Below are 16,006 nucleotides of genomic sequence, written 5' to 3' on the forward strand. Positions count from 1 at the left end.
GTAAGGTCACTTTAAATGCAAGATGCGTTACTCAATTCGCTAATTTACGTCAGCCGCTATTATGGGCTGGCTAATTCGCCAGAAGCTTTGGTCAATGGACTGCCACTTTCAGATGGTAAGCTCACACCGTTTTTGTTCCCACGGGCAGCAGAACGAGCGGGGCTTGTCGCGAAAGAGAACCGTGCGACTTTAGAGACGATTCCTTCGCTCATCTTACCGGCAGTATTACTGCTGAAAGGTGGAGATTCTTGTGTTCTAAATAGTATCGATAGAGAGAAGCAAGAAGCTGAAGTCATTACTGCTGAAAGTGGAATGGTTCCGATTGTGATCCCATTAGCGGAACTTCAAGAGCAATATATAGGTCGCTACTTCCTAGTCAAAAAGCAGTTTCGATACGATGAACGTTCACCTGAGGTTCTAAAAACACGTGACGGCCACTGGTTTTGGAGCACGATTTGGGAATCTAGAAATATCTACCGTGATGTTTTGATTGCGTCAATCCTGATCAACATGTTCGCGGTCGCTGCCCCAATGTTCACACGTTTGGTGTACGACAAAGTCGTTCCTAACCTGGCATTTGAAACGTTGTGGGTGCTTGCGAGTGGCATCTTCGTTGTGTTCTTGTTCGACTTCTTACTCAAGCTAATGCGAAGCTACTTTATCGATGTGGCGGGGAAAAAGTCTGACATTCTGATTTCTTCAAAAATCTTCAGTAAAGTTCTAGGCATTCGAATGGAAGCAAAGCCGCCTTCTGTCGGTGCATTTGCTAAACACTTGCAAGAGTTCGAGTCCATTCGAGAGTTCTTTACCTCAGCGACAATCGGCTCGTTAATCGACCTACCCTTTGCGCTACTGTTCCTCGGGTTAATTTGGTTGATGGCAGGTAACCTTGTACTTGTACCAATCATTGGCGTACTAATACTGGTTATCCATGCTTTGCTGATTCAAGGCCCACTAAGAAAAACCATAGAAGAAGGTTCTCGCTTAGCCTCACAGAAATACGCGAACTTAATTGAAAGCCTAGCAGGGCTAGAAACCGTTAAGCTATTTAGTGCTCAAAGCCAATTCCAATACCGTTGGGAAGAAGCAGTTGCTCATATGGCTAATTGGAATATCAAAAGCCGTCGTATCACCGATAGCATTCAAAACGCAGCCGGCTTTGTTCAGCAAAGCTGTAACGTAGGTATGATTATTTTTGGCGTATACCTGATAGCTGAAGGTGAATTGACCATGGGTGGTTTGATCGCTGCGACCATGTTAAGTGGGCGTGCTATTGGTCCATTGGTTCAGCTCTCTTTGCTATCGACTCGCTACAACCAAGCAAAGTCATCGATGACCATCATGGAACAAATAATGGCGATGCCTGACGAGCAAGAGGAAGGTAAGCGTTATATACATCGCCCAATCGTTCAAGGACGCATTGAACTTGATAAAGTGACCTTCCACTACCCTGATTCGCCAGTCGCTTCAATACGCAACCTCTCGCTAACGATTAACCCTGGCGAAAAGGTGGCGATTATTGGTCGTATTGGCTCAGGTAAAACCACATTAGAACGTTTGATTATGGGGTTGTATAAACCCACTGAAGGACACGTACGTATTGATGGAACAGACATAGAGCAACTCCATCATGTCGATATTCGCCGTAACATTGGCTGTGTACCTCAAGATAGTAATCTGTTCTACGGTTCTATTCGCGATAACATCACCTTAGGTCGTCCTCTTGTAGATGATAGAGATGTGATGGATGCAGCTAACCGAGCAGGGGTAACCGTGTTTACTCAGCAAGACCCTGCAGGGTTAGAACGTCAGGTTGGAGAAGGTGGTGGTCAGCTATCTGGTGGTCAACGTCAATCAGTCGCTATCGCAAGAGCATTCCTTGGACGTCCTCCAGTACTACTACTGGACGAGCCAACCAGTGCCATGGATAACCGTTCAGAGATGCATATTAAGAATCAACTTGGCCAACTTGTTTCAAGTGAAACCTTAATCCTAATTACTCACAAAACGTCGATGCTCGACATCGTAGACCGAGTCATCGTTATGGAGAAAGGTTGCATCATTGCAGATGGTCCTAAGATGCAAGTTCTGTCAGATCTCAAGAAAGGTAAGGTCAAAGCCGTTAGCTAAGCATCAAATATGCGGCGGTCAATTAAGACCATTACCAAGTATTGAAAAACTCACAACGATAGAATTAAAAAAGGGAGCATAAGCTCCCTTTTTTTGTTTTTGATTCTACTGACTTAAAGTTGAATGTCTTCTTCTTCCATCTTGGAAGCACATTCAATTTTGTACTGATCATATGAAAATATGCTTGGCCCATGTGTTCGTTTAGTCGTGACGACTTCATCACCAAACTGCACAGTCACACGAGTAAAAACTTTCTCTGTTGCTTCAATCATATTCAGTTGAAGCCCCTCTTCAAACTCAGCTTCCACGACTTCTAACTGAGACTTCGTAGACTCTAAAACTTGGTTGTTTTTTGTCTTCATTGATTCAATTAAATGTTGCTCTTCTTCGCTGCGTTCAGCTTTAGGCTTTTTCTTAAACTCAAGCTCTTTTCGGATCACATCCATAGTGGCTTCTTGAGCCTCGGTATACTTTTCTTTTAGCTCAGTAATTTTTTGCTTATACCCTTCGTATTTAGCAAAAGCGTGCACTTTAGTAGCCGTATCACCTTCAACGCCTAAGAATACACATGTAACCTTACCGCCAACTTTGCTTTCACCGCCACTCAATGTTCCGTGTCGTTTCGCTGCATCCATCACTATAAGATCATGCCCGCAGCGTAATTCATTATTCATGCTGTGGACGCTCAGCTTAATATCATGCCCGGCTTGCAGTTCAGAGAACTGTGCATAGCTCGCGGTGATCTCACCTTTCGTAAAAACACGGCAACTTTTCGGCTGACCTTCACTAACGGTATGACCGATGATTCCTTTTCCTACATGTATATCACCCTGAGCTTGTACTTCAGCGGACTCGATAAAACCACCAACAGTTACAGTACCAGACGCTTTGACTACCATTCCCGGTTCAATATCACCGGAAACAACAACATTGCCTTTAAATTTAACGTGCCCAGTACCGACGCCAACGCTGTTCAAATATAAAGCGTGATCGACTTCGATGGTTTTTTCTTTAATTAGAGGCATTCCTGAGCTTGTCGCAAGAAGAAGGTTTGGATCGGTAGGAGAAATATGGGTGCCTTTACCCGCTTTGAGGAGGCTATCTTTACCAGGTAAAGGGGGAATAACACGACCTTGAACGGTAAACCCTGGCTTACCTTTGGTTGCTGGAACACGTCGCATCACTTCAGAATTTTCATCAACTGTTATGGTTTCGCCCAGGTTCCGCATATCTATTTTATCGGAGTCATCATCTTGTGGCTTGAGTATGCGTTTAGTTACGTCTTCAACCAAAGGAATAAACTGAGCATCTTTACCCTTTGCAGCAGGTAGCCCTTTAGCAACCGCTTGGGTAAATTTCTCTCCTTTTTTGAGCTGATTACTCATTACCATGACTTTTTTGAGCGCCAGCTTATTTATACCTTTGCTAATATGCGCTTGGGCAAGGCAATGAACGATTTCACTTCCACGTAACCCACGCCCTTTATAGGCACCAGTAACAACAATACTGGCAAGCATTTCATCGGTTGAAACTTCAACCTTTGCAGTTGCGTTTCTAACTTCGGCTATCGATATGCCGCTGTATGCTTCACCTCGTCCTTCACGTGCGAGTGTGACGAAGCGAAGTACTTCCTCTTCATCAAGAAAGTAATCCTCAGCATCTATCTCCACTATCGCTTCAGCAAGCCCAACCTGGTCGAAACTTTGCTCCACAACAAGCTCTGGGGGCAGCTTAGCGATGACCTCCTGCTTGTCTTCCGATAATGTAATAATGCTATCCCACATACAGCCACAATTTCCATAATAGATAAACTCATCGTCGAGTGTATAGAATATGTAAAATACAAAAAATGATGTGCATTAAAGAATCAGACTCACATCACTTAGCTTTTGTCTGAAAAATAGTCTCATATCTAAGATTTCATCATTAAGTATAGGTAATTCTATTTCAGCGGTTTTCCATTAAATTTAATCGATAAACTGCAGTCACACCGCGCCCTTCATTGAAATAGCTCAAAGACTGGCACAGCTCTGAAACGAGAATGATGCCACGACCATGAGTTTTGAGCTCATCACTCGTTCTTTGCTTATCGACATCAAAGCCATCGCCATTGTGTTCCAATTGCATCACTAAAGACTTTTCAACGGGGTTGAACTCTAAATCAAGTTTTACCCAAGCATCCTCATTTAGGCTCGCTAAACGCTCTTCTCTTAACTGATAGAAAGTATAGAAACCATCAGGGTCATCTTTGAGTTTTGAATCCAACCGCAGCAAACCATGCTCGATTGCATTAGCAAACAGTTCAGACAACACTGAACAGACCAAATCGAGATCGGCCCCTCCAGGAATAATACCCATTAAGTACTGACGAACTTCAGCCATAATGGTTACCTCAGCCAATACTGACTTAGGGAAAAACAGCGCAGCTTTTGAAGGGACTTTACTGAAGTGACTCGTACTAGATAGGGTGGACACTTTACTGTCATTTTGAATAGGGAATTCCATTGAAAGTATGGAAACATCGTCGCTTTCGCGTTCGGTCGAAAACGCTTTTACTTCATCATGTAGAGTTTTAATGATCGGTTGAGGCTTTAGTAACACTTGCTCAAGGCGCTGTTGACCAAATTGCTCACCGGCACTATTTTCGGCTTCTGTTACACCATCGGTATAGCTAACAATTTTTTGCCCTTCATCAAGCTTTAAGTGTACTAAATTCACTTCGAATTCATCACGCTCGAGTACACCGAGCGGCATGTGAGTAGAAGCCAATCGTCGTTCAATTTCACCTTTTGAATTCAATACGTAACTGTCTGGTAAGCCCCCACCCCACCAGCTAACTTCATAGCCATTACTTTTGATTTCAAAGACACTAGCTGCCAGCATCATTCCCATTGGTAAGAACTTAACAAGCGAGTCATTTAACTCTGAAACTATTTCACCTAGAGATAACCCTTTAGCCGCCATCGAAAAGAACGCACGACTAGCCGGAATAGCAGAAATAGCAGCAGGCAAACCATGACCTGTGGCATCAGCAATCATCACATATACGCCACCATGAGGACGGTTAGCGACCACGATGAGATCACCGTTGAAAACGGTTGAGGGCGTAGAAATGTATTCAATGCCATGAACATCGGTCAGCTGAGAACTCATCTCTTCAGCTAAATTAGCAAATATCGACTCTGCAATAGCGTAGTCGTACTTTACCTGACCATGGAAATGGCTAAGTTCATCTCGCTGTTGCTTCATCTCGCTGTGCATACGAGCAACCCGATAATGAGCTTGAACCTTAGCGATCAATACCGATTTATCGATGGGCTTAGGAATAAAATCATCCCCTAAACTCAAGCACTTTTGGTAAGAGTCGTGATCGTCTAAAACGCTGAGGAAAAGAATTGGAATATGGTGCTCTGGGAAAGCATCACGGATGTCTGTAGCTGTCTCGAAACCATCTTTGATTGGCATCATAACATCAAGAATGATCACATCAGGTAGCTGTGGCATCTCTTGCATTGAGGCGACAACGACCTCTCCATTTTCATAAGCATCAAAATGGGTATAAATTCCCTCAAGCATAATGCGGCAAAGCTCGCGATTGGTAGCATGATCATCAACAACCATTACTCTCATTCCACTCTCCTTAATGATGCCAAACAGCTATGTCCCACTTAATTACATCTACATCTACATCTACATCTACATCTACATCTACATCTAACAAATTAAAACAGGCTTACTCGATAAGAAACTTTTTATCAAAGCGCGAAATCAGCAATATTTTCTTAACTTGAGGCATGGTGTTAGTGATTTTGATTTTCTTTGCAATGGGCTCTAAATACTTTTGCATATTGAGCAGCATCCCTAAGCCCGCACTGTCAATATAGTCCACTTTTCTAAAGTCGATTTCATAGTGAAAGTCGCGCTTTTCATAATAACAAGTTCGAAATTCTTGCACTAAATTGAAACCAAATGCACCTTCAACTGCAATTTCGATCTTGTTGTCGCTATGATTTATTTTGCTTGTAACCGTCATAAATACTCCCTAAAACAATTCAACTTCACCTTCTTCAATACTAGCTTGGCTAGCCGCAGGGCCAGATCTGCCTCTAGAGTCACTCAATAATTGGCGCAGTTCTTCCTCAAATTCATCCTCGTTTAATTCCTTATTAGTGAAGTTATTCATTAACTTCACCACTTCATCAAATAGATACAGTGCCCCATTGGCGTACTCACCTTGTTGGCTAACGATATCGGCGAACTGTAATGCACGAATACCGTTGCCTACTTGATCTGATAGTTGATTTCCGAGATCACGGATCTTGTTCACCTCTTGCTCGACCTCGATATTGACCTGTTGTACCCCTTTCAGCATGTCGTCAATTTGCTCTTTAGATTCAATCGCAATAGTCATATCAATAGACGCCATTTCTCCAACTGTCGCGTTGGCTTGTTTAACCGTGTTTTGCGCGATATTAATTTCACTTTCAATTTGGTCATTTAGGTCTTTGGCTTTTACGGATAGCTCTCGAACTTCTTGGGCGACAACCGCAAAACCACGCCCAGCATCACCGGCTCTTGCAGCTTCAATAGCCGCATTCAATGCCAATAAGTTGGTTTGCTCTGAAAGTCCACGAACACGTTCAAGCAGCTTAAATACCGAGTCCAACTTATCCGACATATCATGAATACTGTGTACTGCTGAGATACTCTTTTCCGACACATCGACTAAGGTCATCACAAACTGGTTAATGATATCTTCAGTACGTGGCAGTACTCTTGAAAGGCTATATTGGTTGTTTGGGTTAGACAGCATTTCGTTGACCAACGCTTCCGACACTTGTGCTTGCTGCTCACTGATTGCTTGTAAACCAAAGAAACTTTCATTGAGAGTTTGTGCCGACTCTTCAATAATCGTGCGCTGCTTGGCTAAAGAATCATGAATGCTCGGAAGGTTTTCAACATAGATTGAGCGGACATGTTCGAGCGTTTCTTCTTTTATGCATGAATGTGACGGTTGATTCTCATCTGAGTTTGAGGCATCTCTGGATGATAAATACGGGAACGTACACCAAGGCAGGCCTGCTGCCGCGATCATCAGCCCAATTTGAATACTTGAAGTTGCATAAAAAACTGCAATCGTAAGTAGAAAAATTTGGCAAGTAACGACGAGTATATATCTCGTTTTCGATTGCGATTCCTTTCCATTTTTCATAGTGGCGTCCTGACGTTTTCTTGAAATTAGTGACGATTGTTATCGTTATTTATTAATATATTTAACTATCAATTCTGGAACTTTAGGGAGTGGTTTTACATGCAGCGCAGCCCCTATTTCGACCGCGACTCTTGGCATTCCCCAAACAACAGACGTTTGTTCATCTTGCGCTATCGTGATGGCCCCGCCTTGCTTCATTTTGAGCATCCCTTGCGCCCCGTCGCTACCCATTCCCGTTAAAATGATTCCCATCGCGTTAACCCCGACAGTTTCAGCGATAGAATCAAACATCACATCGACTGACGGTTTGTGGCGATTGACTGGCGGGCGGTCATCGATCTGCGCGTATAGCTTTGTTCCTTTACGGATCACGACGATATGTTTATCACCCGGTGCTACGTAGGCATGCCCTTTAATTAAAGGTACGACCCCAGTACCGAGCTCTTGAATACTCAGTTTGCTAACACTATTTAGCCTCTCAGCAAATGGTTTAGAAAACATGGCGCTGATATGTTGGGTAATGACGATAGGCGGTAAACCAATAGGCAAGGAGGACAGCACCTTACGCACCGCTTCCGTACCTCCAGTCGAGGCGCCTATTGCTATCAATTCGAAATTGGATTTTTTACCAGAATGAATTTCTTCAGTTATTACAGAATGAGAAGCGCTAGTGACGAGATCTGAATTGACGTTCGCGCCTGCCGCTACTTTCAATTTTCCGTTGATCAGATCTTTATAATTGAGCATGTCACCTGTGCTATCCATTGCGGGTTTGGGGAAATAGTCGATCGCACCTAGATCTAATGCTTCCAACGTTGTTTCCGCACCATGCTGAGTCAGAGTTGAGATCATAACGACTGGCATTGGACGTAATCTCATCAGGTTTTTTAGAAATTGAACGCCATTCATCTTTGGCATTTCTATATCGAGAGTAAGTACATCAGGATTTAACTTCTTGATCATATCTCGGGCTTGGTAAGGATCTTCCGCAGCTCCAACCACTTCAAGATCAGGATCGGATGAGATCAACTCCGTAAGCAATGAGCGAAATACTGGAGAATCGTCCACAACAAGTACTTTGATCTTCTTCATAACTAAAACAGCTCCACATCATCGGTTGGATTTTGGCTTTCACTTTCTACTTCTTGAGCGTAATGATCTTCTTCATGCTTGAGGTGGCTTATTTCTGCGAATGGAATTCGTTTTAGCCAAGCTTTTCCAGTCAACGGATCAAACAGTATTTTCCTTGGTTCAAGCCCACCAAGATCATAAGCATCGACTTCAAAGTGCTCTTGCTTGGCATAGCGCAGAATGAAATCGACATTTTTCTCCCCTATTGCTGACTTTCTCCCTAACATTTGCGCACCACCAAACAATTTCATTCTCATATGGCAGCGATCGGCTCCCTTTGAAATCAATTGATTTATCAGCATCTCCATAGCGTAACTTCCATAACGAGCAGCGGTAGACACCACATCATCATGCGACCAATGGTGATGCTCAGTGTTATGAGCAATGGGTAACAAGAAATGATTCATACCTCCAACATGGGTATAAGGGTCCCAAATACAGGCAGCGACACATGAACCAAGCCCAGTGGTGATGATTTCTCGCTTCTTCGTGCAATACATTCCCCCAGGGAGCACTTTGACCATGTGCAATTGTTTTTGCTCGTGATAAAAGCGGCTGTAGTAGGTGCTGTGATCATGTGCTAACAATGAAACCTCAATGTATTTGATACTGTTACGTTAGATATCTACAGAGCTAAAGACTTGCTCTATGCCTACTACAACTTGCTATAAATGGTATTACCAAGATGTTGGAAGATGTGGCAATCACTACCAACACTTTCCGAGTGACCAATAAACAATGTACCGTCAGGGGTTAATTGTTGATGAAAGCGTTTAATCAGCTTTGTTTGGGTTGGCTTATCGAAATAGATCATGACATTTCGGCAGGAAATAAGATCAAATGTCTTTTTCATCGGCCAATCACCAAGTAGGTTAAGTTGGTTGAATTTAACGTGGTTACGCAAGTGCATCGCACATTTGAACTTACCCGCAAAGCTGCCTTTACCCTTAACAAAGTTACGCTTTAAGTAGTGACTTGGAATACTCGCGAGCACCTCGTCTTCATAAACCCCAGCTTTAGCGTGCGACAGCACGTCAGTATCAAGATCCGTTGCCAGTAACGATACGCTATCAAAATCTTCAAAAGCCCCTTCCGAGGCTAAAGAAGCAAGATAACTGTATGGCTCTTCTCCTGTAGAACAACCAGCCGACCAGATTCGAATCTCCCTTTTACCTTGCTGTTTCCATAACGGAAGAAGCGTCGATTCAAGGTAATCAAAGTGATGCTGTTCGCGAAAGAAGGATGTTTTGTTGGTTGTGAGAGAGTTAATAAACTCTCTCTTATCGTGATCGGAATGCTCAATCAGTTCACGGTAATCAACAAAACGTTCAAGGCCTTTCTCTCGCAACTTACGGCTCAACCTGCCATAAACCATGGCATACTTTTGATCCGTAAGATGGATACCGACATTCTTATGGATAAACCACTGAATGAATTTGAAATCCTTTTTGGTCAGTTCAAATTCTCGGTTTACACCATCCATAGCAGCCGTATCACTTTGCTTACTTAAAACTCTTCCCATTCATCACCATCCTCTCCCATTGTCAGCCCCGAATTAACGACTCGACTTTTTTTGAGTTCGCTAACATTCGCTCGGGGTTTCATTGGGGATACTGTTGATTGTCTGACTGAGCTGCTTCCATACTGAGAAACGTTACTGTCGGTACTAAAGAAGTTCATTAAGTTAAGTAGCTCTTTACCTTCAGAGCGAAGTGATTGGCTAGCCGCGGAAGTTTCTTCTACCAGAGATGCATTTTGCTGCGTCATCTCATCCATGGTGGTGATAGCGCGGTTTATTTCGTCGATACCCGTCGATTGCTCAATACTCGAATCGGCTATTTGACGAATTAGTTCAGATACGCGAGCAACCGCATCTACAATCTCATTGAGTGTCTCACCTGACTCATCCACTAAACGTGAACCTTCATCTACCTTCTCTACGCTGTCATTGATCAGCCCTTTGATTTCTTTCGCAGCGGCAGCACTACGCTGTGCTAGATTTCGAACCTCACCCGCAACCACAGCAAAGCCTCGACCTTGCTCACCGGCTCTGGCTGCCTCTACCGCAGCATTCAATGCAAGTAAGTTGGTTTGGAAGGCGATTTCATCAATAACACCAATAATGTCGGCAATCTTTTTACTCGCACTATTGATTTCAGACATTGCCGAAACGGCTTGCCCGACAACTTCACCACCTTTACCCGCTTTCTTCGCAGCGTCATCTGATAGTTCATTCGCACCTTTGGCGTTATCTGCATTTTGCTTCACGGTTGCCGTCATTTGTTCCATGCTAGCGGCGGTTTCTTCCAGGTTAGATGCTTGCGCTTCTACACGTTGGCTTAAGTCATTATTACCATCTGCAATTTCGGTTGATGCTGTCGCTACACGAGCAGACGAAGTTGTGATCTTCTCTACCATGTTACGAATATTAAGAATGGAAGTATTAACCGCCTCTGCTAAGCGGCCAAATTCGCCTTGGTAATCATCTGGCATGGTACTTTTCAAATCGCCATCCGCGACTTTACTCATAACATCAATACATTGGCCTAACGGATCAACCAATGTATCCAGTAGCCCATTAACGCCGTCACCTAGCTCTTTCATAAAGCCGCTGTAAACAGATGTATCAATGCGTTCGTCTAATTGGCCTGCGATGGCTTTTTGAATCAAGCTTTCCACTTGTCTTTGTCCATCTTGCTGCTCAGTAATATCTACCCACTGCAACGCAGGCCCCATGTAGTTACCGGCTGCATCTCGCATGGCAATACAGGTGAGGTTGAACTCAAGACCGCCAACTTTAATATCAGCAGAAAATGGGAGACGATCAGGATTGGCAATAATGCCACGCTGGTGGGCAGGGTTTTTATGGAAGATATCAATGTTCTTACCAATAAGGTTACTTGCATCAAAGCTAGGCAGTGCCGCCTGAATATCTCGCTCTCTTGATCTAAGCAAAGTTGAAAGTGATGGGTTTAAATATTGAATGATGCCATCTTGGTCCGCCATCATAAGATTAGTAGTCATACCTTCAACGGCAGAGGCCAAGCGCCCAATTTCCGCTTCTTTCGCTCGCTCTTCAGTAACATCCTGCCACTCTAGAGTGCTACCAATATAATTTCTTTCTGAGTCCAGAATAGCAGCAACGTTTAACTGAATTTTTAGATCTGCGATCGAAATGTCGGTAGTAAAAGGTAAATTACTTGGGTCGGCAAGAAGCTGTCTTTGGTGAGCAGGGTTACGATGGAATTCATCGATACAGCGCCCCATCAACCAATCTTCTGTCGCGGTAAACCCAGACCATACCGATCTTAATGTCGCTTCATGTTTTTTAAATAGCGCGATGGTTTCTTGGTTGGCATAAGTGATTAACAGATCTCTGTCGATCATCACCATTGCGGTTTGTGCTTGATCTACTGCAGACTGCAATCGAACAACGTTATCTTCACGAAGCCTCTCTTGGGTGACATCTTTCCACTCAAGTGTATTACCTATGTATTCGCCTTGAGCGTTAATAATCGCGGCAACGTTAAGCTCTATTTTTAGGTCTGCAATAGAAATGTCTGTGGTGTAAGGCAAGTTGCTTGGATCGCTTAGCATTTGCCTTTGATGAGCAGGACTCTTATGGAACTCGTCAATACAGCGCCCCATCAACCACTCTTCACTTGCAATGAATCCAGGCCAAACCGTTCTGATTGTCGCTTCATTTTTTTTAAATAACGACACGGTTTCGTTATTGGCGTAAGTGATCAAGAAATCTCGATCAATCATAACCATCGCGGTTTGCGCTTGATCGACGGCAGACTGCAGCCTTGATACGTTATTTTCTTGCGCTCTTAACTCGGTAACGTCATTCCATTCCAGTGTATTACCTGTGTAATTGCCCGAAGCGTCAATAATTGCTCCCACGTTCAATTCAAGCAAAACGTCTTTTACATTGATCGTGGTTGTGTAAGGAAGGTTAGAAGGGTTCGACAATAGTTGGCGCTGGTGCTGAGGGTTGGCATGAAAACCATCAATACAAAAGCCTTCAAGGTATTCTTTTTCCGCTCTAAAAGCGGGCCACACAGTTTGAAACAACGCTTCGTGATTCTTGAGTAATTGAACAGAGCGTTCATTTACGTAGGTAATTTTGAAGTCTCGATCGACCATCATTAATGCGGTTTGTGCCGCACCTAATGCCGAGAGCAACTGTGCTTTCGATAAGCCTTCTTCTTCAACTGGAGTTTCGTCCATTAATGTATCTTCTACAGGTGCCACATAAGGTGACACGGGTTCCTTTCTTCTATTCCAGAATGACATAAATTACCTCACATTAGCGCTTCTTCTACTGACGAATTATTTAGCTCATTTACATCAAACAGAGCTTCAAGATTAATTATTATTAGATGCCCGTTAACCCCAGAAGCTATACCTTTGATATAACTTTCATCGACGGTTAATGACATGTGTGGAGCGGGTTTTATCGCGGTCGGTTCTAAGGCATACACTTCAGCGACAGCATCAACGATAATACCGAGTGGATGTTTATTGGAATCGTTAAGAACGATAACTACGGTCGTTGCATTAATAACAGCTGGCTGCAAACTAAAACGCATTCGTAAATCTACGATGGGGACATACTCACCGCGGATTTCAAGAACACCGATCAAGAACTCGGGAGAGTTAGGCACTGTTCTAACTTCATTCCATCCGCGGACTTCACGAACGTCTAAAATTGGGACGGCGTATTCTTCTTCTTCCAAGATAAAACTTAAATACTCTTCAGCTGCCATGCTCTAACCTGCCTTCAAAATAAGATCAATATTCAAAAGTTCTTCTGTATCGAGTAACGACATCACTTGCTCGTCGACATTCAATAAGCCCTGAATAAATGGACCGATACTCGACTCTCCAACCGCTGGGTAAAGTTCATTATCACCTTGGCTAATCACATCAGACACGGCATCAACCACTAACCCCATCAACTGTTCAGATTCTCCGATTGAACTACGTAGCACCAACACCACGGTCGTTGGTAAATAGTCACAACTCCCGATAGAAAACCTCGCACGCAGGTCGACGATTGGCACGATCATCCCTCGCAGGTTGATCACCCCTTTCACAAAGCTTGGGGAACGAGGAATCGGAGTCGGACGCTCCCAAACGCGGATCTCTTCAACATCTTGAATGACCACGCCATACAATTCTTTATCTAAGCAGAAGCTAAGAAAATCAGCATTCTCACTGATTTCAGCACTCATCACGTTGCTTCGTTCTTGCTCTGCTTCTACACGGGGAACTGCTTCCATTGTTCCGCTCCTTTACCTGAATTTTTCCGTCGGTAATTTATTAGTTACTGCGCGCGTACGCGACGCTATGCAGCGATGCCTTTCTTCACACCACTGTCAGCGTTCTTATCTAAGAAAGAGGTAATCAAACCTTGTATATCTAAAATCAGTGACACTGAACCGTCGCCTAAAATGGTGGCACCTGAAATGCCTGCCACTTTGCTGTAATTCGATTCCAAACTTTTAATTACGACTTGTTGCTGATCCAACAGTTCATCGATCAACAAGCCAACTCGGTTACCCGCCGCTTCTACGAAACACAAAATTCTGTCTTGCAACTCGCCGCTTTCGCCCATTTTGAATTCATCTTGTAGGCGAAGTATTGGAATGTTTTCATCTCTTAATCGGTAAAGCTCCACCCCGCCAGCGGCATGCTTAACGCAATTGGTATCTATTTGAATGGACTCAATAATGGTTAGCAGTGGAATGATATAAACTTCTCCGCTCACACGAACTAGCTGCCCATCCAAGATCGCCAGAGTTAAAGGAAGGCTAATAGTGAATTTACTTCCCTTACCGAACTTGGATTCAACTTCAATGTGCCCACCAAGCTCTTCGATATTTCGTTTAACCACATCCATACCAACACCACGCCCTGAGATATCAGATACCTCATCGGCGGTAGAAAAGCCTGGAGCGAAAATAAGATTTACAATTTGCTTGTCGGTCATTTCCTCTCGACGAGAGTCGGCAGAAATAACGCCTTTCTTCACTGCTTTTTCCCATAACACGTCGCAATTGATTCCGGCACCATCATCTTCAACTTCAATAACAATCGAGCCACCTTGGTGGAATGCATCTAATCGAATGACTCCCATTTCTGGCTTGCCGCTTTGTACGCGTTGTTCAGGAAGCTCAATACCGTGATCGATGCCATTCCTGACCAAGTGAACCAGTGGATCGACAATCCGTTCTAATACCGTTTTATCCAGTTCAGTATTTTCACCGACAATCTGTAGATCGACTTCTTTTTCTAATCGCCCACACAAATCGCGAACTAAACGAGGAAACCGACTAAACGCAAAACTCATCGGTAGCATTCGAATATTGAGTACATTTTCTTGAAGGTCTTTACTGTTTTGTAAAAGCTGATCAAGACCCGCTTTAAGCTTTTCTAATTTGTCGACGCTAAAGTCGTTGCCTATCTCGGTAAGCATGGACTGAGTGATCACAAGCTCACCTACGAGGTTAATCAGTCCGTCAACCTTATCGATATCAACGCGAATAGAGCTCACACCTGAATCAGTTTTTGCCGGTTTGTTGGAAGCAGCTGCGTTTGAAATAGTAGCTGGTGGCTGACTTTCGGAACTAGACGTTCCTTGTTGAACTTGAGTCTTGGTTTGCGTGGATGGATTACTATTTTCCTGTCCGCTATTCTCAGAAGCATCAGTTACTGCACCAGAACTTTGATCCACATCCTCAAGAGTAGACTCCATCGGCACTGTGTCAGTTTTCTTCTGGATAGTGAGATCACACTCATCTTCAACCCATTCAAATATCTCAATAATGTCTTGTTCATCAATATTCGCAGCGAGTGTGAAAGACCAACTGAGGTAACACAGCTCGGGCTCGATTTCATTTAGATCTGGAAGCTCTGGTGTATCGCATTGGATAACCGCATTGGCGTCAAGTTCTCGAACCTCTCGGATAATACGAAGTGGGTCGTTTCCGCTAAAAAATATTTCAGAGTGAGGGACAAAAGAAACAGACCATGGAATGTCAGCTGAATCGTCATTACTTTCTAACGCTTCACTTTCTGTTTGTTGTGGCCAACTTTCAGGAGGGGTTTCATTGGCGGTGCCAGGACGTTCAAGTAATAACTTTAGCTCAACGTTAACAGAGGCTTTAAAGTCTTCATCCACAGCGAGATTGCTTTCATGACCTTCAAGCATGTTCTTAATGCAGTCACAACTTCTTAAAAGAACATCAACACTCTCTTTGGTTAAGTGCAGTTCTGCATTTCTCACAAGATCTAAGTAAGCTTCGACAGAATGAGTAAACTCACTGATGTCGAATAAATTGAACGTTGCCGCTCCTCCTTTAATGGAATGAGCAGCTCTAAAAATAGTATTAATAATTTCGATGTCGACGGAGGTAGGGTCAAGCTCTAGAAGCACTTCTTCTAATACTTCTAAGTTTTCACGACATTCTTCGTAAAACATCTTCCGTAGCTGGTCCATGTCTAAAGCCATAATCATCCCTACCC

The 16,006-nt window shown here is 43.5% G+C and carries 12 protein-coding genes; 1 reads left to right on the forward strand and 11 read right to left on the reverse strand.

The genetic code is table 11. The annotated features are described in order from the left end of the window. Positions 1 to 15: 15 nt before the first annotated feature. Positions 16 to 2,130, forward strand: a complete 2,115-nt coding sequence (locus tag L4C33_RS03520) for a type I secretion system permease/ATPase (RefSeq protein WP_428811068.1) — start codon at positions 16 to 18, stop codon at positions 2,128 to 2,130. Positions 2,131 to 2,243: 113 nt separating this feature from the next. Here the strand turns inward: L4C33_RS03520 and L4C33_RS03525 are convergent, their stop codons facing one another. From L4C33_RS03525 to L4C33_RS03575, 11 genes are all read right to left on the reverse strand, one after another. Continuing rightward, positions 2,244 to 3,914, reverse strand: a complete 1,671-nt coding sequence (locus tag L4C33_RS03525) for a flagellar assembly protein A (protein ID WP_428811069.1) — start codon at positions 3,912 to 3,914, stop codon at positions 2,244 to 2,246. Between the two features lie 163 nt (positions 3,915 to 4,077). Further along, the gene (locus L4C33_RS03530) at positions 4,078 to 5,760 is read right to left on the reverse strand and encodes an ATP-binding SpoIIE family protein phosphatase (protein WP_428811070.1); all 1,683 of its coding nucleotides are present in this window, start codon (positions 5,758 to 5,760) and stop codon (positions 4,078 to 4,080) included. 103 nt (positions 5,761 to 5,863) lie between these two features. After that, the gene (locus L4C33_RS03535) at positions 5,864 to 6,163 is read right to left on the reverse strand and encodes an STAS domain-containing protein (RefSeq protein WP_428811071.1); all 300 of its coding nucleotides are present in this window, start codon (positions 6,161 to 6,163) and stop codon (positions 5,864 to 5,866) included. Positions 6,164 to 6,172: 9 nt separating this feature from the next. After that, positions 6,173 to 7,342, reverse strand: coding sequence for a methyl-accepting chemotaxis protein (locus tag L4C33_RS03540; protein WP_428811072.1), 1,170 nt, complete (start codon positions 7,340 to 7,342; stop codon positions 6,173 to 6,175). 45 nt (positions 7,343 to 7,387) lie between these two features. Continuing rightward, positions 7,388 to 8,434: a protein-glutamate methylesterase/protein-glutamine glutaminase gene (locus L4C33_RS03545; RefSeq protein ID WP_428811073.1), complete on the reverse strand. Its 1,047-nt coding sequence runs from the start codon at positions 8,432 to 8,434 to the stop codon at positions 7,388 to 7,390. A gap of 2 nt (positions 8,435 to 8,436) precedes the next feature. Beyond that, on the reverse strand, positions 8,437 to 9,060 hold the full coding sequence (locus L4C33_RS03550; RefSeq protein WP_428811074.1) for a chemotaxis protein CheD: 624 nt from the start codon (positions 9,058 to 9,060) through the stop codon (positions 8,437 to 8,439). 68 nt (positions 9,061 to 9,128) lie between these two features. Continuing rightward, a complete protein-coding gene (locus L4C33_RS03555; protein ID WP_428811075.1) occupies positions 9,129 to 9,995 on the reverse strand; it encodes a CheR family methyltransferase in 867 nt (288 codons plus the stop codon). Next, positions 9,980 to 12,772, reverse strand: coding sequence for an aerotaxis transducer Aer2 (aer2, locus tag L4C33_RS03560; RefSeq protein ID WP_428811076.1), 2,793 nt, complete (start codon positions 12,770 to 12,772; stop codon positions 9,980 to 9,982). Before aer2 ends, L4C33_RS03555 begins: the two co-directional genes overlap by 16 nt. Before the next feature lie 8 nt (positions 12,773 to 12,780). Further along, the gene (locus L4C33_RS03565; RefSeq protein ID WP_428811077.1) at positions 12,781 to 13,245 is read right to left on the reverse strand and encodes a chemotaxis protein CheW; all 465 of its coding nucleotides are present in this window, start codon (positions 13,243 to 13,245) and stop codon (positions 12,781 to 12,783) included. Between the two features lie 3 nt (positions 13,246 to 13,248). Continuing rightward, a complete protein-coding gene (locus L4C33_RS03570) occupies positions 13,249 to 13,713 on the reverse strand; it encodes a chemotaxis protein CheW (protein ID WP_428811111.1) in 465 nt (154 codons plus the stop codon). Positions 13,714 to 13,826: 113 nt separating this feature from the next. After that, the gene (locus tag L4C33_RS03575) at positions 13,827 to 15,992 is read right to left on the reverse strand and encodes a chemotaxis protein CheA (RefSeq protein ID WP_428811078.1); all 2,166 of its coding nucleotides are present in this window, start codon (positions 15,990 to 15,992) and stop codon (positions 13,827 to 13,829) included. Between the last annotated feature and the right edge of the window lie 14 nt (positions 15,993 to 16,006).

The sequence above is a fragment of the Vibrio makurazakiensis genome, assembly GCF_050337375.1.
Classification (GTDB): Bacteria; Pseudomonadota; Gammaproteobacteria; order Enterobacterales; family Vibrionaceae; genus Vibrio; species Vibrio makurazakiensis.

Bases quoted from the DNA above. Each gene is read 5' to 3' on its own strand.
- L4C33_RS03520 (WP_428811068.1), top strand. From the start codon at position 16: ATGCAAGATGCGTTACTCAATTCGCTAATTTACGTCAGCCGCTATTAT.
- L4C33_RS03525 (WP_428811069.1), bottom strand. From the start codon at position 3,914: ATGTGGGATAGCATTATTACATTATCGGAAGACAAGCAGGAGGTCATC.
- L4C33_RS03530 (WP_428811070.1), bottom strand. From the start codon at position 5,760: ATGAGAGTAATGGTTGTTGATGATCATGCTACCAATCGCGAGCTTTGC.
- L4C33_RS03535 (WP_428811071.1), bottom strand. From the start codon at position 6,163: ATGACGGTTACAAGCAAAATAAATCATAGCGACAACAAGATCGAAATT.
- L4C33_RS03540 (WP_428811072.1), bottom strand. From the start codon at position 7,342: ATGAAAAATGGAAAGGAATCGCAATCGAAAACGAGATATATACTCGTC.
- L4C33_RS03545 (WP_428811073.1), bottom strand. From the start codon at position 8,434: ATGAAGAAGATCAAAGTACTTGTTGTGGACGATTCTCCAGTATTTCGC.
- L4C33_RS03555 (WP_428811075.1), bottom strand. From the start codon at position 9,995: ATGGGAAGAGTTTTAAGTAAGCAAAGTGATACGGCTGCTATGGATGGT.
- aer2 (WP_428811076.1), bottom strand. From the start codon at position 12,772: ATGTCATTCTGGAATAGAAGAAAGGAACCCGTGTCACCTTATGTGGCA.
- L4C33_RS03565 (WP_428811077.1), bottom strand. From the start codon at position 13,245: ATGGCAGCTGAAGAGTATTTAAGTTTTATCTTGGAAGAAGAAGAATAC.
- L4C33_RS03570 (WP_428811111.1), bottom strand. From the start codon at position 13,713: ATGAGTGCTGAAATCAGTGAGAATGCTGATTTTCTTAGCTTCTGCTTA.
- L4C33_RS03575 (WP_428811078.1), bottom strand. From the start codon at position 15,992: ATGGCTTTAGACATGGACCAGCTACGGAAGATGTTTTACGAAGAATGT.